This window comes from Paenirhodobacter sp., assembly GCF_041916475.1.
Lineage (GTDB): Bacteria > Pseudomonadota > Alphaproteobacteria > Rhodobacterales > Rhodobacteraceae > Rhodobacter.
The window spans coordinates 20260-36408 of sequence record NZ_JAYRZN010000013.1 but is presented as its reverse complement, the minus strand read 5'-3'; the positions used below and the strand labels follow the sequence as shown (position 1 = coordinate 36408).

General features: G+C 67.3%; 15 protein-coding genes. 9 read left to right on the top strand and 6 right to left on the bottom strand.

What is annotated here, in order from left to right:
* Positions 1 to 166 precede the first annotated feature (166 nt).
* A complete protein-coding gene (locus ACOMG5_RS07395; protein ID WP_420343154.1) occupies positions 167 to 1123 on the bottom strand; it encodes an L-malyl-CoA/beta-methylmalyl-CoA lyase in 957 nt (318 codons plus the stop codon).
* Positions 1124 to 1417: 294 nt separating this feature from the next.
* Here ACOMG5_RS07395 and dgcN point away from each other — a divergent pair, with 294 nt between their 5' ends.
* Genes dgcN through ACOMG5_RS07380 form a run of 3 tightly spaced genes read left to right on the top strand, consistent with a single transcriptional unit; the run spans position 1418 to position 4283 of the window.
* Entirely contained in the window at positions 1418 to 2419 is a 1002-nt protein-coding gene (dgcN, locus tag ACOMG5_RS07390) for an N-acetyltransferase DgcN (protein ID WP_420343202.1), read from the top strand.
* 30 nt (positions 2420 to 2449) lie between these two features.
* The gene (gene dgcA / locus ACOMG5_RS07385) at positions 2450 to 3412 is read left to right on the top strand and encodes an N-acetyl-D-Glu racemase DgcA (protein WP_420343153.1); all 963 of its coding nucleotides are present in this window, start codon (positions 2450 to 2452) and stop codon (positions 3410 to 3412) included.
* A gap of 10 nt (positions 3413 to 3422) precedes the next feature.
* Positions 3423 to 4283, top strand: a complete 861-nt coding sequence (locus tag ACOMG5_RS07380; protein ID WP_420343152.1) for a D-amino-acid transaminase — start codon at positions 3423 to 3425, stop codon at positions 4281 to 4283.
* Between the two features lie 34 nt (positions 4284 to 4317).
* Here the strand turns inward: ACOMG5_RS07380 and ACOMG5_RS07375 are convergent, their stop codons facing one another.
* From ACOMG5_RS07375 to ACOMG5_RS07365, 3 genes are read right to left on the bottom strand one after another with little or no spacing between them, the layout of a single operon-like run.
* Positions 4318 to 5673 (bottom strand): PepSY-associated TM helix domain-containing protein, encoded by a 1356-nt coding sequence (locus tag ACOMG5_RS07375; RefSeq protein ID WP_420343151.1) that lies wholly within the window; start codon positions 5671 to 5673, stop codon positions 4318 to 4320.
* 58 nt (positions 5674 to 5731) lie between these two features.
* On the bottom strand, positions 5732 to 6115 hold the full coding sequence (locus tag ACOMG5_RS07370) for a hypothetical protein (protein WP_420343150.1): 384 nt from the start codon (positions 6113 to 6115) through the stop codon (positions 5732 to 5734).
* Positions 6116 to 6172: 57 nt separating this feature from the next.
* Positions 6173 to 6922: an N-formylglutamate amidohydrolase gene (locus ACOMG5_RS07365; RefSeq protein ID WP_420343149.1), complete on the bottom strand. Its 750-nt coding sequence runs from the start codon at positions 6920 to 6922 to the stop codon at positions 6173 to 6175.
* Positions 6923 to 7054: 132 nt separating this feature from the next.
* Between ACOMG5_RS07365 and pyk the strand changes: the two genes are divergently transcribed.
* The 6 genes from pyk to pheT all read left to right on the top strand — a co-directional run bounded on the left by pyk (position 7055) and on the right by pheT (position 13482).
* On the top strand, positions 7055 to 8500 hold the full coding sequence (pyk, locus tag ACOMG5_RS07360; RefSeq protein WP_420343148.1) for a pyruvate kinase: 1446 nt from the start codon (positions 7055 to 7057) through the stop codon (positions 8498 to 8500).
* 120 nt (positions 8501 to 8620) lie between these two features.
* A complete protein-coding gene (rpmI, locus tag ACOMG5_RS07355) occupies positions 8621 to 8821 on the top strand; it encodes a 50S ribosomal protein L35 (RefSeq protein ID WP_420343147.1) in 201 nt (66 codons plus the stop codon).
* 15 nt (positions 8822 to 8836) lie between these two features.
* Positions 8837 to 9202, top strand: a complete 366-nt coding sequence (gene rplT / locus ACOMG5_RS07350) for a 50S ribosomal protein L20 (protein ID WP_420343146.1) — start codon at positions 8837 to 8839, stop codon at positions 9200 to 9202.
* Positions 9203 to 9330: 128 nt separating this feature from the next.
* Positions 9331 to 10413 carry a phenylalanine--tRNA ligase subunit alpha gene (gene pheS, locus ACOMG5_RS07345; RefSeq protein ID WP_420343145.1) on the top strand — a complete coding sequence of 361 codons (1083 nt, stop codon included), beginning with the start codon at positions 9331 to 9333 and terminating at the stop codon, positions 10411 to 10413.
* Positions 10410 to 11057 carry a hypothetical protein gene (locus ACOMG5_RS07340; protein WP_420343144.1) on the top strand — a complete coding sequence of 216 codons (648 nt, stop codon included), beginning with the start codon at positions 10410 to 10412 and terminating at the stop codon, positions 11055 to 11057. Before pheS ends, ACOMG5_RS07340 begins: the two co-directional genes overlap by 4 nt.
* Before the next feature lie 13 nt (positions 11058 to 11070).
* Entirely contained in the window at positions 11071 to 13482 is a 2412-nt protein-coding gene (gene pheT, locus ACOMG5_RS07335; RefSeq protein WP_420343143.1) for a phenylalanine--tRNA ligase subunit beta, read from the top strand.
* On the opposite strand, the gene ACOMG5_RS07330 is transcribed toward pheT, so the two are convergent.
* Positions 13479 to 13748 (bottom strand): hypothetical protein, encoded by a 270-nt coding sequence (locus ACOMG5_RS07330; RefSeq protein WP_420343142.1) that lies wholly within the window; start codon positions 13746 to 13748, stop codon positions 13479 to 13481. The genes pheT and ACOMG5_RS07330 overlap by 4 nt on opposite strands.
* Positions 13745 to 16018 carry an FdhF/YdeP family oxidoreductase gene (locus tag ACOMG5_RS07325; protein ID WP_420343141.1) on the bottom strand — a complete coding sequence of 758 codons (2274 nt, stop codon included), beginning with the start codon at positions 16016 to 16018 and terminating at the stop codon, positions 13745 to 13747. Before ACOMG5_RS07325 ends, ACOMG5_RS07330 begins: the two co-directional genes overlap by 4 nt.
* Positions 16019 to 16149: the final 131 nt, after the last annotated feature.

Here is a 16149-nt window from a genome sequence, read left to right as displayed (position 1 = left end):
ATTTCCGTTAACTTCGCCCGTCAGGCTGGGCCGGGCCGGGGCTTTCACAACGGAAAACGCCCCGGACCGGGGTCCGGGGCGTCTCTGGTTCCCTCATGCTGGCAGGACCTCCCCTTCCTGCCGCTCCGGGAGCCGATTCGTTCGTGAATCGCCGTTCACGATTCGCCTAAGCTTTAATCATTTCAGACTGTCTGACAATAACCTCTGCTTGCCGAATTGAAGCCAAATCGACGAGACGGCCTTTATACACTGCGGCGCCCGCGCCTGCGGCCTTCGCCTTCTCCATCGCTGCCAGAATTTCGCGCGCTTCGGTCACCGCGGCCTCCGAAGGGGTGAAGACCTCGTTCGCGAGCGTCACCTGCTTCGGATGGATCGCCCATTTGCCGACCATGCCGAGCGTGGCCGAGCGCAGCGCCTGCGCGCGGAAGCCGTCATCGTCCGAAAAGTCGCCGAACGGGCCATCGACCGGCAGGATGCCATGGGTGCGGCAGGCCGCCACGATCGCCGTTTGTGCCCAGTGCCACGGATCGGCCCAGTATTTCTGCCCATCGCGGATCATGTAGTAGTTTTCCTGGGTGCCGCCGATGCCGGTGGTGGCCATGCCCATGGAGGCCGCGAAATCCGCCGCGCCGAGGCTCATCGCCTGCAGCCGCGGCGAGGAGGCCGCGATCTCCTCGACATGGGCGATGCCGGCCGCGGTCTCGATGATAACCTCGAGGCTGATGCGCTTCTTGCGGCCCTTGGCGGCCTCGATCGCGCTCACCAGCGCATCCACCGCATAGACATCGGCCGCGCAGCCGACCTTCGGGATCATGATCTGGTCGATCCGCTCGGAGCCCTCTTCCAGCACCTCGACCACATCGCGGTACCAGTAGGGCGTATCGAGCCCGTTGATCCGCACGGAGAGGTACTTGGTGCCCCAGTCGATGTCGTGGCTGGCCTGGATGATGTTGCGCCGGGCCTGCGCCTTGTCGTCGGGGGCGACCGAATCCTCGAGGTCGAGGTTGATCACGTCGGCGGCCGACTGCGCCATCTTTTCAAAGATCGCGGGGCGCGAGCCCGGGCCGAACAGCTGGCAGCGGTTCGGGCGGGCGGGGGCGGCAGGCTGGACGCGGAAGCTCATGATACCTCTCGGCAATGATGTTTCGAGTTTACAGTGTGTCGAGATATAATATTGCGCGCAATGCTGCAAGTGCGCTGTTTTCGGGCCGAAGCTGGCCGGCCGCGCTCCTGGAATCCTCGCGCCCGCAGAAACTTCTGCATAAATCTGCGGCGCAATGGCGGATCTGTCGAAGATTCTTCTTGCTGCGGTGGGCTTCGGCCCGCAGTTTCCGAGGAAATCCCGCACATGGAGGCTATTCTGGGCGCAATGGCCCGGCACAGGGCGCATCCAGACAGCAGAGAGGACACCATGTCGCTGATCGAAACCCCCTATCTCCTGTTCCTGGGCGATGCGCCCGATCCGCTGGCGGCGAAGGTCGCGCAGGGCATCAAGGACTGGCGCCCGGAATATGCGGTGGGGCAGTTCCGGATGGAGGGCTGCAAGGCCGATATGGGCCTGCCGGACATGGACCTCGCCACGGCGAAGGCCGCGGGCTGCAAGACCATGGTGATCGGCGTGGCGAATCGCGGCGGCGTCATCAGCCCGGCCTGGAAGAAGGTGCTGGTGGCGGCGCTGGAGGAGGGCTTCGACCTCGCCTCCGGCCTGCACAACCTGCTGCGCGACGAGCCCGAGCTGGTCGCGGTGGCGGAGGCCTGCGGGCGCCAGCTGCACGACGTGCGCGTGCCCACGGTCGAGTACCCGATCGCCAATGGCGTGAAGCGCAGCGGCAAGCGCATGCTCGCGGTGGGCACGGATTGCTCGGTCGGCAAGATGTACACGGCGCTGTGCATGGAAAAGGAAATGCGCGCGCGCGGCACCAAGGCCACGTTCCGCGCCACCGGCCAGACCGGGATCCTGATCACCGGCAATGGCGTGCCGCTCGATGCGGTGATCGCCGATTTCATGGCCGGCGCGGTGGAATGGCTGACGCCCGACAATGACGCCGACCACTGGGACCTGATCGAGGGCCAGGGCAGCCTGTTCCACGTCTCCTATTCCGGGGTGACGATGGCGCTGGTGCATGGCGGGCAGCCCGATGCGCTGGTGCTGTGCCACGAACCGACGCGGCCGCATATGCGCGGCCTGCCGGGCTACACGCTGCCCTCGCTGGAGGCGCTGCGCGCGCTGGCGCTGAGCTGCGCGCAGGTGGCCAATCCGGCCTGCAAGGTGGTGGGCGTTTCGGTCAACACCCAGCATATGCCCGAGGCCGAGGCGCTGGCCTATCTGGCGCAGATCGAGGCCGAGATGGGCCTGCCCGCCACCGACCCGTTCCGCTTCGGCGCGGTGAAACTGGTGGACGCGCTGGACGCGATCTGAAACCCTGCCGCGAGCCTCTGGAGGATCCGCATGATCAGCGTTACGGCCGATGTATTCCGGCTGGCCGAAGTCTTTACCATTTCCCGGGGCAGCCGGACCGAGGCCAGGGTCCTGACGGTACGGGTGGAGCGCGGCGGCGTGCTGGGCTGGGGCGAATGCGTGCCCTATGCCCGCTACGGCGAAAGCCTCGAAAGCGTCACCGCGCAGATCGAGAGCCTGCCCGGCGACATCACCCGCGCCGCGCTGCAGGAGGCGCTGCCGCCCGGGGCCGCGCGCAATGCCGTGGATTGCGCGCTGTGGGACATGGAGGCGAAGGCCGCGGGCAAGCGCGCCTGGGAGATGGCGGGCCTGCCCGCGCCCGGGCCGCTGACCACGGCCTATACGCTCTCGCTCGATACCCCCGAGGCGATGCGGCGCAAGGCTGCGCAGCATGCGCACCGGCCGCTCCTGAAGATCAAGCTCGGCACGCCCGACGACATGCCCCGGCTGGAGGCGGTGCGCGCGGGCGCGCCCGAGGCCACGATCATCGTCGATGCCAATGAGGGCTGGACGAAGGAGGTCTATCTGGACCTCGCGCCGCATCTGCAGCGGCTGGGCGTGGCTTTGGTGGAGCAGCCCCTGCCTGCGGCGGCGGATCAGGACCTGATCGGGCTCGATCGGCTGGTGCCGGTCTGTGCCGATGAAAGCTGCCACGACCGGGAGAGCCTCGCGCATCTGCATGGCAAGTATGACATGATCAACATCAAGCTCGACAAGACCGGCGGGCTGACCGAGGCGCTGGCGCTGCGCGATCTGGCGCGGGCGGAGGGCTACAAGGTGATGGTCGGCTGCATGGTGGGCTCGTCGCTCGCGATGGCGCCGGCGGTGCTCGTGGCGCAGGGCGCGGAGGTGGTGGACCTTGACGGGCCGCTGCTTCTGGCCGAAGACCGCGAGGCGCCGCTGCGCTATGACGGCGGCAGTGTATTCCCGCCCGAGCCGGGCCTGTGGGGCTAAGGAGAACGTGATGAGCCGGATCGTCTATCTGAATGGCGAGTATCTGCCCGAGGAGGAAGCGAAGGTCTCGATCTTCGACCGGGGCTTCGTGATGGGCGATGCGGTCTATGAGGTGACTTGCGTTCTCGACGGCAAGCTGACCGATTTCGACGGCCATGTGGCGCGGCTGAACCGCTCGCTCAAAGAGCTGCAGATGGTCTGCGAGAAGAGCCGCGAGGAATGGCTGGAGATCCACCGCAAGCTGGTGGAGCTGAACGGGCTGACGCTTGGCGGGGTCTATCTTCAGGTGACGCGCGGCAATGCGGGCGACCGGGATTTCCACTTCCCGCCCGCGGGCACCCCGGCCACGGTGGTGCTCTATACCCAGAAACAGCCGCATATGCTCGACAGCCCCAAGGTCGACAAGGGCGTGAAGGTGATCTCGGTGCCCGATCTGCGCTGGCACCGGCGCGACATCAAGACCGTGCAGCTGCTCTATGCGTCGATGTCGAAGATGGCCGCCGAAGCCGCGGGCAAGGACGACGCATGGTTCGTGGAGGACGGCTATGTCACCGAGGGCTCGTCCAACAACTGCTATATCGTGAAGGGCAACACGATCATCACCCGGCCCCTGTCGAACGACATCCTGCACGGCATCACCCGCGCCGCGCTGATGACGATCCTGGCCGAGCGGCAGATGAAGATCGAAGAGCGGCTGTTCACCATCGAGGAAGCGCAGGGCGCGGACGAGGCGTTCTATACCTCGGCCTCGGCCTTCGTGATGCCGATCGTGGAGGTGGATGGCGTGGCGCTCGGCACCGGCGCGCCCGGCCCGGTGACGAAGCACCTGCGCGAGATCTATATCGACGAAGCGCGCAAGAACGCGATCTGATGCAAAGGCCCCGCCACTGGCGGGGCCTTCCGGTTCAGGCGTGGCGCGCCCGGCGCAGCCCTAGGCCCGCCAGCTCCACCGCGGCGAACACGAGCATGGACAGCCCGACCATCGGGAAGAACAGCCCCGCCACCACCGCCATCGACAGCAGCACCCAGGGCGCGCCCTCCGCCACCGGCAGCCGCGGCGCCGCAAGCCGCCCCGCCGGGCGCCGCTTCCACCACATCACCACCCCCGAAAGCGGCAGGCCCGCGATGGCGATCAGCGCCACCAGCAGGATCAGCTGGTTCGTGCGGCCGAAAGCCTGGCCCATGTGGAAGCTGATCCCCCATTCCGCCAGCCGCCCGAACAGCCCGAGCTCCGCAAGCCCCATATCGAACAGGACCTGCCCGGAATACTGGTCCAGATGGATCACGCGCTCGCGGGTGATGTCGTCGGGGTAGACCGAGGTGGTAAACACGCCGGTGGGCTTCGCCGGGATGCTGAGCGCATAGCCGGGCGCAAGGCCGCGCGCCTCGACGGTGGCGATCACGTCGTCGATCTTCGCGGGGATGCCGGCGGCGGCGGAGGAAAGCGGCACGGGCTGGTTTTCCATGATCCAGGGCGCATGGTCGACCACCTCTTTCACGGGGACGGTGGAGACGGGCACACTGTCCCAGTAACCATCCGGCATGCCCATCCCCGCCCGATAGGCGAAATCGTAGAACTTCGCCCCCCAGCAGCCGGACCAGGGCAGGCCGGTCAGCGCCAGGAACAGGATGAAGCCCGCCGCAAACACCCCCGTCACCGCATGGGCATCGCGCCAGAACACGCGTTTGCGCGGCGTGCCCCGCACCGAGACCACGCCGCCCGTCTGGCCGCGCGGCCACCACAGATAGAGGCCCGAGGCGCTGAGCAGGATCATCCAGCCCGCGACGCCTTCGATGATGCGCTCGGTGACCCAGCCGAAATATTTGAGGCTGTGCAGCTTGCGCACCAGCAGCATCGCGGGCGATCCGGCCGCGCCGCCATCGCCCTGCTGGCCCAGCACCTGCGCCGTCCAGGGGTTGACGAAGACGGAGGCCTTGCCGCCCTCGGGCGTGGCGATGCGCACCTCGGCGGAGCGGCCGGGGGCGGCAGCGGGGAGGTAGGTCTTGACCGTGCCGGGCTGCGCCGCACTGGCCGCCGCGATGAGCGCGGAGGCGGGCTGCGGCGCCTGGGCTTCGGGCGTAACGAAGCGCAGCCCGGGGTAGGCGCGGTCGTTGATCTCGTCCTTGAACAGATAGATCGCGCCGGTGATGCAAAGGATCAGGACGAAGGGAAGCGTCAGCAGCCCGGCGAAGAAATGCCAGCGCCAGAGCATGCGATAAAGCGCGGAGGGCTGCGCCCCGCGTTGCGTGGAAGAGTTCATGGGGGTTCCTGCAGGCAGAAATGGTCCGTTCCCGGCCGCGGCCGGGCGTTTCAGCGGATCATGTAGCCATCAGGGGTGGCCCGCGGGCCAGGAACGGCACCCGCGCGCCCTGCGCGGGCGGGCAGGCCCATAGCGCGGGCCGGGCCGGCGCCGGGCGCGGCAGAAGCGCCAGAAGCGCGAGCAGCACCGGCAGCACCGCGAGAAAGCCCGCGTGCCACAGGCAGGGCATCGGGGTAGGGCGGGATGTGTCGTCCTGCTCGGGGGTGGCGCCATCCGGGCCCAGCGGCACGGCGACCATTTCGGTGCCGGTACAGATCAGCACATAGCCCGGCTGCGCCTGCGCAAGGAGCCCGGGCCCGAGCAGCCGCAGCAGCAGGACCAGCGCCAGCGCCAGCCCCATGGCAAGGGATGCCAGATCCTGTTCTGCGCGAAAGGCCCTCATGCCCCGGCTATGCCACGGCCGCACCGATCCGCCCAGCGGATTTTCCGCGTCACCTGGTCACAGCCCGCTTTCGGCCAGCACCCGCTCCAGCACCGGCGCCAGCCGCGCGCCCCATTCGGCCTGGCCCGCAGCATCGCGGATCAGGTCGTTGCGGACCTCGATCAGCACATTGGGGCGGCCCGGTGCCAGGGCGTGGCGGTCGATCGAATCGCCATCGAGATGCCCGGCATAGGGCTCGTTGTCGCCGACGCAGAGCCCGAGCCCGGCCAGCGCCGCGATCAGCGGCTCGGCCAGGCGCCGGTCCTTGTGCGAGGACAGCACGCCGACCTCCCAGGGCCGCGGCGCGTGGCCGCGCAGGCAGGGCGTGTAGGAATGGATCGCGCAGAGCACCACATCGGGGCGCCGCGCCGCCATCTCCTCCAGCGCCGCGTGATAGGGCCGGTGCAGCCGCTCCAGCCGCTCCGCCACCGCCGCATTGGAAATGCCGCGGTTCGCGGGGATGAGGGTGCCGTCATAGAGCTGCATCACCAGCGTCGGGTCGTCCTCGCCGCGGTTCGGGTCGATCACCAGGCGGGAGAAATCGCTGTGGATCAGCGGTGCACCCAGCCGGTCGGCCAGCACCGCGCCGACCCCGAGCGCCCCCACGTCATAGGCGATGTGGCGCCCCATATCCGCGGGCGCGACGCCCAGATCGCCCCCCGCGACCCAATCGGGCACCCGGTTCGTGGCATGGTCCACCGTCACCAGCCAGCGCGCGGCCCGCCCCGTGTCGATGATCCGGTAGGCGGAGTGTTCTGTCGTGGTCATCATTGCGTCGTTCGTTTCCGTTACGGCAGATTTACGCGAGCCTGCGGGCGGGTGCCAGTTGCCTGCGCGAAGAAATTGCTTCATAGCTGGGCGCGGCCCACGAAACGTTTGAAACTTAAGCATCGAGGCAGCATGAGACGCCTTCGCAACGTCAAGATCGTGGCCACGCTCGGCCCCGCATCTTCCGATTACAAAACCATCCGCGCGCTGTTCGAGGCCGGAGCCGATGTGTTCCGCCTGAACATGAGCCACGGCAGCCATGCCGAGCAGCAGGCCCGCTACGAGATCATCCGCCAGATCGAGGCCGATACGGGCCGCCCGATCGCGGTCCTCGCGGACTTGCAGGGCCCGAAGCTGCGCGTCGGCACCTTCGCCGCCGGCGCGGCCGATCTGGAGGAAGGCAACCAGTTCCGCTTCGACCTGGATCCGGCGGAGGGCGACGGCCACCGCGTCTGCCTGCCGCATCCGGAGATCTTCGCCGCGCTGGAGCCCGGCGCGCGGCTCCTGGTCAATGACGGCAAGATCCGGATGAAGGTGCAGAACTGCGGCGCCGATTTCGCCGATTGCATCGTCACCACCGGCGGCACCATCTCCAACCGCAAGGGCGTGAACGTGCCCGACGTGCTGCTCCCGCTGGCGGCGCTCTCGGAAAAGGACCGCAAGGACCTGGAATTCGCTTGCGGGCTGGGGGTGGACTGGCTGGCGCTGAGCTTCGTGCAGCGCCCCGAGGACGTGACCGAGGCGCGCGCGCTGGCCAAGGGCCGGGCGGCGATCCTTTCCAAGATCGAGAAGCCCGCGGCAGAGCGCGCCTTCGACGAGATCCTGAAGGTCTCGGACGGGATCATGGTGGCGCGCGGCGACCTCGGCGTGGAGCTGCCGGTGGAAGCGGTGCCGCCGATCCAGAAGCGGCTGATCCGCAAGTGCCGCGCCGCCGCGAAGCCGGTGATCGTGGCCACGCAGATGCTGGAAAGCATGATCGAGAGCCCGGTGCCGACCCGCGCCGAAGTCTCCGACGTGGCGACGGCGATCTATGAGGGCGCCGATGCGATCATGCTCTCGGCCGAATCCGCCGCCGGGCGCTATCCGGTCGAGGCGGTGACGACGATGAACGCCGTCGCCCGCTCGGTGGAGAGCGACCTCACCTACCGCGAGGTGATCGAGGCCTCGCGCAGCGTGCAGCGCAAGACCGTGGCCGATGGCATCGTGGCCGCCGCGCGCGAGATCGCCGAATCGACGGATATCTCCGCGATCTGCTGCTACACCCAGACCGGCAAGACGGTGCACCTCATCGCGCGCGAGCGCCCGCGGGTGCCGATCATCGCGCTCTCGCCCGAGACCGTAGCGCTGCGGCGGCTGTGCCTGAGCTGGGGCGTGCATACGGTGCATTCGAACGAGGTCGAGCGCTTCAAGATGGCGGTGGTCAATGCGGCCCGTGCCGCGCGCGACTATGGCTTCGCCGACGAGGCCAACCAGATCGTGGTCGTGGCCGGCGTGCCCTTCAACGTGCAGGGCACCACCAACATCCTGCGCGTCGCGCCCTGCGACGAGCGGCTGATCTTCCGCACCGATCCGGAATAATTCCGATCCATGCTGGACAAGCGGGGGGCGGTCCTGTAATGGCCGCCCCCTGAATACATGTGCGGCCGGCCGGTGTGGCATGCCGAGTCGCGCATTCACCACTCGAAAGAGGAGATGGAAATGCCCAAGATGAAGACCAAGTCGGCCGCAAAGAAGCGGTTCAAATTCTCTGCAACCGGCAAAGTGATCGCTGGTCCTGCTGGCAAGCGCCACGGCATGATCAAGCGCAGCACGAAGTTCATCCGCGACAGCGCGGGCACGATGGTCCTGTCCGATTCGGACGCGAAGATCGTCAAGAAATACATGCCCTACAACCGCTGATCAGGAGACCGACACATGGCACGCGTCAAATCCGGCAAGGTTACCCACGCCGCACACAAGAAGGTCCTGAAGGCCGCCAAGGGCTACTACTCCGCCCGTTCGCGCAACTTCCGTACCGCCACCCAGGCCGTCGACAAGGCGAACCAGTACGCCACCCGCGACCGTAAGCAGCGCAAGCGCAACTTCCGCGCGCTGTGGATCCAGCGGATCAACGCCGCTGTCCGCGCCTACGACCTGGAAATGACCTATTCGCGCTTCATCAACGGCCTGGCGCTCGCCGGGATCGAAGTGGACCGCAAGGTTCTGGCCGATCTGGCCATCCACGAGCCCGAAGCGTTTGGCGCCATCGTCGAAAAGGCGAAGGCTGCCGCGGCTGCGTAATCTCCCCTCACACGGGATTGCATACCGAACCCCGCGCCGGCAGCCGCCTAGCGCGGGGTTTTTGTTTCATCCGCTTGAAATGCGGCCGGGCCGCGGGTAGCACGGCTGCGACCAATCAGGAGACGAACATGGACGCGCTCGACCAGCTGAAGGCGAAATACCTGGACGGGATCGCGCAGGCCTCGGACGAGCCGGCGCTGGAGGAGCTGCGGCTCGCGGCGCTTGGCAAGAAGGGCGAGATCAGCCTGAAGATGCGCGAGCTGGGCCAGATGTCTGCCGAGGAGCGCCAGACCACCGGCGCCGCGCTGAACCTGCTCAAGACCGAAATCGACGCCGCCCTGCGCGCGAAGAAAGAGTCGCTGGCCGATGCGGCGCTCGATGCGCGGCTGAAGGGCGAATGGCTCGACGTGACGCTGCCCGGCCGCCCGCGCCGCCAGGGCACGATCCACCCGGTGTCGCAGGTGATGGACGAGGTCACCGCGATCTTCGCCGATATGGGCTTCGCCGTGGCCGAAGGGCCGCAGATCGAATCTGACTGGTACAACTTCGACGCGCTGAACATCGCCCCCGAGCACCCCGCCCGGCAGGAGCACGACACCTTCTTCATGGCGCGCGACCCGGCCGACCCGCGCCCGCCGCATGTGCTGCGCACCCATACCTCGCCGGTGCAGATCCGCGCGATGCAGAAGACCGGCGCGCCGATCCGGGTGATCGCGCCCGGCCGCGTCTACCGTATGGATATGGACCAGACCCATACGCCGATGTTCCACCAGGTCGAGGGCCTCGCGATCGGGCGCGACATTTCGATGGCGAACCTGAAATGGACGCTGGAGGAATTCTGCAAGGCCTTCTTCGAAGTGCCGAACGTGGAGCTGCGCTTCCGCGCCTCGCATTTCCCCTTCACCGAACCTTCGGCGGAGGTCGATATCCGCTGCTCCTGGGAGGGCGGCCAGCTGAAGATCGGCGAGGGCAATTCCTGGCTCGAAATCCTCGGCTCCGGCATGGTGCATCCGAAGGTGCTCGAAGCGGGCGGCATCGATCCGGCCGAATGGCAGGGCTTCGCCTTCGGCATGGGCATCGACCGGATCGCGATGCTGAAATACGGCATCCCCGACCTGCGCGCCTTCTTCGAGAGCGACCTGCGCTGGCTCAGGCACTACGGGTTCCAGGCGCTGGACCTGCCGACGGTGTTCGGGGGGCTGAGCAGGTGAGCGAAATCCTTTTTGTTGTATGCGGTTTGGTGCCGGTTTCTATCGCGTGTTTTGCGATTTTCCCTAATTTGAGACGCTGCAGCTCTCGTGGAAAAACTTCCTTCTCAAGCGAGGATTTAAAGCCACGGATGGAGGCTTATGCGTCCTTGTCAAATCGCGATGTGACGGGCCCGAAAGACGATGATAAAATTATCCTGAATGCGGAAGCACACCAAATACTCCTTGGAACCTTAAAGAAGGTTGAGGCAAAGAGTGCCACACTTGCGTCTGTTGTTGTGTTTGCGCTCGGCTTCTCGCTTGCGAGTATCGTCGCTATAATGGTTGCCGGAAGTGGGGCGGGAACCGTGCCCCCCGCAACGGCTACACCGCAAAATCTGCTACTGTTTGCCTTTTCTGTTTCTGCGTTCATCATGTTGCTTCCACTTTGCTGGTCCCTAAAAGGTATCCGGCAAATTGATCAGCATGACTTCGTTAAACTGAAAGAAAGCGATCCGAACGTTCGCGCGTCAGCAATGCAAGATGCTCTCATGGAGGACCTTCTTAAGAAGGAAAGGATGTTTCGGCAGTCGCAGTCGGTCGTTATGGGCAACACTAGTTTTGTCGTTATTGTCGTATGCGTTGCAGCATTGACGACACTATTTTGAAAGAAACGGGGCAATGAAATTCACCCTCTCCTGGCTGAAAGACCACCTCGACACCACGGCCACCGTCGAGGAGATCGCCGATGCGCTGACCGATCTCGGGCTCGAGGTCGAGGGCGTCGAGAACCCGGCGGCGAAGCTTGCGCCCTTCACGCTGGCGAAGGTGCTCCATGCGGAAAAGCACCCCGATGCGGACAAGCTGCGCGTATGCACCGTGCTCACCGATGAGGGCGAAAAGACCATCGTCTGCGGCGCGCCGAATGCGCGGGCGGGGATCACCGTCGTGCTGGCGAAGCCGGGCGATTATGTGCCGGGGATCGATGTCACGCTGGGCGTGGGCAAGATCCGCGGCGTGGAAAGCCTCGGCATGATGTGCTCGGAGCGCGAGCTGGAGCTGTCGGACGAGCATAACGGCATCATCGAGCTGCCCTCCGGCACCGTCGGGCAGAAATTCGTGGACTGGCTCGCGGAGAACCGCCCCGATGCGGTCGATCCGGTGATCGAGATCAAGATCACGCCGAACCGCCCCGATGCCCTGGGCGTGCGCGGCGTCGCGCGCGATCTGGCCGCGCGCGGGCTCGGCCAGCTGAAGCCCTTGGAGATCGAGGCCGTCCCGGGCGGGTTCGAAAGCCCGATCCGGGTGGAGATCGACCCGACGCTGAAGGAAAAGGGCTGCCCGCTCTTTGCCGGGCGGCTGATCCGCGGCGTGAGCAATGGCGAAAGCCCGGACTGGCTGAAGGAGCGGCTGGAGGCGATCGGGCTGCGCCCGATCTCGAAGCTGGTCGATATCACCAACTACTTCACCTATGACCTGAACCGCCCGCTGCATGTGTTCGATGCGGCAAAGGTGCAGGGCAAGCTGCGCATCGTTCCGGCGGCGGAGGGCGACGAGATCCTCGCGCTCGACGGCAAGACCTATGCGCTCCGCCCCGGGCAGATGGTGATCAAGGACGCCAATGGCCCCGAGAGCATCGCGGGCATCATGGGCGGAGAGCATTCGGGCTGCACCGAGGCCACCACCGATGTGTTCCTCGAAAGCGCCTATTGGGACCCGATCACCATCGCGGCGGCGGGCCGGGCGCTGAAGATCAATTCGGATGCGCGCTACCGCTTCGAGCGCGGGGTGGACCCGGCCTTCACCCTGCCGGGGCTGGAGCTCGCGACGCAGATGGTGCTCGATCTGTGCGGCGGTGAGGCGTCCGCGGTGGTGGTAGATGGCGCGGTACCCGATACGGCGCGGGCCTACCGGCTGGATCCGGCGCGGGTGTCGCGCCTTGTCGGCATGGACATTCCGGCCGAAACGCAGCGCGCCACGCTGGAGGCCTTGGGCTTCACCTTCGAGGGCGACATGGCCCGGGTGCCGAGCTGGCGCCCCGATGTGCTGGGCGAGGCGGATCTGGTGGAGGAAGTGGCCCGCATCGCCTCGCTCACGAAGCTGCAGGGCAAGCCGCTGCCGCGCGAGGTTTCGGGCGTGCCCGGGCCGATCCTGACGCCGATGCAGATGCGCGAGCGCATGGCCCGGCGTACCATCGCGGCGCTCGGCTATAATGAATGCGTCTCCTACAGCTTCATCGACGCGGCTTCGGCTGCGCTCTTCGGCGGCGGCGCCGAGGCCACGCGGCTGGAAAACCCGATCAGCTCGGAAATGACGCATATGCGCCCCGATCTGCTGCCCGGGCTGCTGCAGGCGGCGGCGCGCAACCAGGCGCGCGGCTTCGCCGATCTGGCGCTGTTCGAGGTGGGCCCGGCCTTCACCGGCGGCGAGCCCGGCGAGCAGGTGCTGCAGGCGGCGGGGCTGCTGGTGGGCGCCTCGGCCCCGCGCGAACCCTGGGCCTCGCGCCGGGCGGTGGATGTCTATGATGCCAAGGCGGATGCCGAGGCCGTGCTGGCGGCAATCGGCGCGCCCGCGCGGGTGCAGATCAACCGCAAGCTCGCGGGCTGGTGGCATCCGGGGCGGGCGGGCAATGTGGCGCTCGGGCCCAATGTGCTCGCCACGTTCGGCGAGGTGCACCCCAAAGTGCTGCGGCAAATGGGCGTGAAGGGGCCGGCGGTGGCCTTCACCATCTGGCTCGAAAATGCGCCCTTCCCGAAGGCGAAGACGCCCACCCGCCCGGCGCTGGCGATTTCCGGCCTGCAGGCGGTGGAGCGCGATTTCGCTTTCGTCGTCGATAGTGGCGTGGAGGCGATCACGGCGGTGAACGCGGCCCTCGGCGCGGACAAGGCGCTGATTGCGGAGGTTTCGGTCTTCGACCAGTTCACCGGCGCCAAGGCCGAGGAGCAGATGGGGGCGGGCAAGAAGTCGATCGCGCTCGCGGTCCGGCTGCAGCCGAAGGACAAGACCCTGACCGATGCCGAGATCGAGGCGGTGGCCGCCAAGATCGTCGAGAAGGTCACCAAGGCGACGGGGGGCACCCTGCGGGGCGCCTAAAGCAACGCGCGGCCCGCAGGCGTCAGGCTGTAGAACAGCCGGTGCGTGCGGGCATCGCGGCGCTCCACGGTGATCAGCCCGGCCTCCTCAAGCGCCACGCAGTCGCGCAGCACCAGCGCATGGGCCACGCCCAGCAGCCGGGCGAAGGCGCGGCTGTCGGTGGCCTCGCCCGCATCGGCCGCCACAAGGATCCCGGCGCCGATGCCGGGCAGCCCGGCCCGCCCGGCCAGATCCGCCACCCGCTCCATGAAAGCCTCGGGGCTCATCGGCGGCGGAACGACACCAGGATGGATTTCGACGCGGGCGTGAAGCTCTTGTCGCCGAAGGCGCCGAGCGGCACCAGCGCGTTCAGCTCCGGGTAATAGCCCGCGACGCAGCCCTGCGGGATATCGTAGGGCACCAGCCGGAAATCCTCCGCGATGCGGGCGATACCGTCCTCGGAGGGCCCGATCACATCCACCCGGTCCCCGGCGGCGGCGCCCATCGCGGCAATGTCGGTGGGGTTCATGAACACCACATGGCGCTCGCCATAGATGCCGCGGTAGCGGTCGTCCATGCCGTAGATCGTGGTGTTGTACTGGTCATGCGAGCGGAAGGTCTGCATCACGAACAGGCCCTCGCCCGCGGAGGCCTTCTGCCATTCGGTCTGGGCGGGCAGGGGCTCCGCCGCGAAGCGCGCCCGCGCCCCCGGCGTGCGCCATTCCCGCTCCGAGGCCGGGTTGCGCAGCCAGAAGCCGCGCTGCACCCGCACCCTTTCGTTGAAGTCCGCGAAGGCGGGCAGCACCCGGGCGATCATCTCGCGGATGCGGTCGTAGTCATCGGCAAGGCCCGCCCAGTCCAGCACCGCATCGCCCAGCGTCGCCTGCGCGATCCCGGCCACGATCGCCACTTCGGAGCGCAGATGCTCGGAGGCGGGCAGGTTGATCCCGCCCGAGCCATGCACCATCGACATCGAATCCTCGACGGTGACGATCTGCCGCGCGCCCCGGCTGTTGCGGTCGATTTCCGTGCGCCCGAGGCAGGGCAGCAGGAAGCCCACCTTGCCCGGCAGCAGGTGCCCGTGGTTCAGCTTCGTGGCCACATGCACGCTCATCTCCAGCCGGTCCATCGCGGCGGCGATCAGCGCGCTGTCGGGCGTGGCGCGGGCGAAATTGCCGCCGAGCCCCACGAACACCCGCGCCGAGCCATCCAGCATCGCCCCGATCGCGGCCAGCACATTGTGCCCATGCCCGCGCGGCAGCGCCTGGCCCAGCTCCGCCTCCAGCGCGGCGATGAAGGCCTCGGGCGCCTTTTCGTTGATGCCCATGGTGCGGTCGCCCTGCACGTTGGAATGGCCGCGCACCGGGCACAGCCCCGCGCCCGGCCGCCCGATATTGCCGCGCAGGAACATGAAATTCGCGATCTCGCGGATCGTCTGCACCGAATGGCGGTGCTGGGTCACGCCCATGGCCCAGGTGGTGATGACGCTCTGCGCCCCCATATAGACCTCGGCCGCCGCCTCGATCTGCGCGCGGCTGAGCCCGGATTGTGCCTCGATCTGCTCCCAGGGCGTGGCGCTCACCTCCGCCTCCCAGGCCGCCAGCCCCTCGGTATGCTCCGCGATGAAGGCATGGTCGATCACCGCGCGCCCGGCGGCCTCGGCGGCAAAAACCGCCTTCGCCATGCCGCGCACCGCGGCCATGTCTCCGCCCAGCCGCGGCTGGTAGTAATCGGTGGAGGTGGCCTCGGAGCCGCCCAGCACCATCTCCAGCTTGTTCTGCGGGTCGGCGAAGCGCTGCAGGCCCTTTTCCTTCAGCGTGTTGAACACCACCACGCGGGCGCCGCGTTCGGCCGCGCGGCGCAGGTCCGCCAGCATGCGCGGATGGTTCGTGCCCGGGTTCTGGCCGATCACGAAAATGGCCTCGGCCAGCTCGAAATCCTCCAGCCGCACGGTGCCCTTGCCGATGCCGATCGCCTCGGTCAGCCCGACGCCCGAGGCCTCGTGGCACATGTTGGAGCAATCCGGGAAATTGTTCGTGCCATAGAGCCGCACGAAGGCCTGATACAGGAAGGCCGCCTCGTTGCTTGCCCGGCCCGAGGTATAGAATTCCGCCCGGTCCGGGCTGTCGAGGCCGCGCAAAGTGGCGCCTATCTCGGCGAAGGCCGCCTCCCAGCTCACCGGCAGGTAGCGGTCCGCCGCGGCATCGTAGCGCATCGGATGGGTCAGCCGGCCCTGATGCTCCAGGTCGTAATCGCTCCAGCCGCGCAGCTCCGCCACCGGATGCGCGGCAAAGAACGCGGGCGTCACCCGCTTCGCCGTCGCCTCCCAGGAGACCGCCTTCACCCCGTTTTCGCAGAATTCGAAAGAGGAGCCATGCTCCGGGTCGCCCCAGGCGCAGCCGGGGCAGTCGAACCCGTCGGGCTGGTTGGCCTTCAGCAGCGTGCGCGCCCCGGTCACCGGGCGCCCCATCTCCATCAGCCGTGCGCCGCAGCTTTTCAGCGCGCCCCAGCCCCCCGCGGCCTTGGATTTCCGGCCGATGAAATCGTTCTTGCCCATGCCATCCCCCTGCGGTGACCCCTTAGCATATGTGCCGGATCGGCGCCAAAAGCAAAGATTTCCTGAAGGGAATATTTGTTTCCATGGCTCCAGGCCGCGAGCGGTGGACATCGGCGCCGATCCGGGGTCAT

Coding starts and splice junctions, on each gene's coding strand:
- ACOMG5_RS07395 (WP_420343154.1), bottom strand. CDS start 1,123: ATGAGCTTCCGCGTCCAGCCTGCCGCCCCCGCCCGCCCGAACCGCTGC.
- dgcA (WP_420343153.1), top strand. CDS start 2,450: ATGATCAGCGTTACGGCCGATGTATTCCGGCTGGCCGAAGTCTTTACC.
- ACOMG5_RS07380 (WP_420343152.1), top strand. CDS start 3,423: ATGAGCCGGATCGTCTATCTGAATGGCGAGTATCTGCCCGAGGAGGAA.
- ACOMG5_RS07375 (WP_420343151.1), bottom strand. CDS start 5,673: ATGAACTCTTCCACGCAACGCGGGGCGCAGCCCTCCGCGCTTTATCGC.
- ACOMG5_RS07370 (WP_420343150.1), bottom strand. CDS start 6,115: ATGAGGGCCTTTCGCGCAGAACAGGATCTGGCATCCCTTGCCATGGGG.
- ACOMG5_RS07365 (WP_420343149.1), bottom strand. CDS start 6,922: ATGACCACGACAGAACACTCCGCCTACCGGATCATCGACACGGGGCGG.
- pyk (WP_420343148.1), top strand. CDS start 7,055: ATGAGACGCCTTCGCAACGTCAAGATCGTGGCCACGCTCGGCCCCGCA.
- rpmI (WP_420343147.1), top strand. CDS start 8,621: ATGCCCAAGATGAAGACCAAGTCGGCCGCAAAGAAGCGGTTCAAATTC.
- rplT (WP_420343146.1), top strand. CDS start 8,837: ATGGCACGCGTCAAATCCGGCAAGGTTACCCACGCCGCACACAAGAAG.
- pheS (WP_420343145.1), top strand. CDS start 9,331: ATGGACGCGCTCGACCAGCTGAAGGCGAAATACCTGGACGGGATCGCG.
- pheT (WP_420343143.1), top strand. CDS start 11,071: ATGAAATTCACCCTCTCCTGGCTGAAAGACCACCTCGACACCACGGCC.
- ACOMG5_RS07330 (WP_420343142.1), bottom strand. CDS start 13,748: ATGAGCCCCGAGGCTTTCATGGAGCGGGTGGCGGATCTGGCCGGGCGG.
- ACOMG5_RS07325 (WP_420343141.1), bottom strand. CDS start 16,018: ATGGGCAAGAACGATTTCATCGGCCGGAAATCCAAGGCCGCGGGGGGC.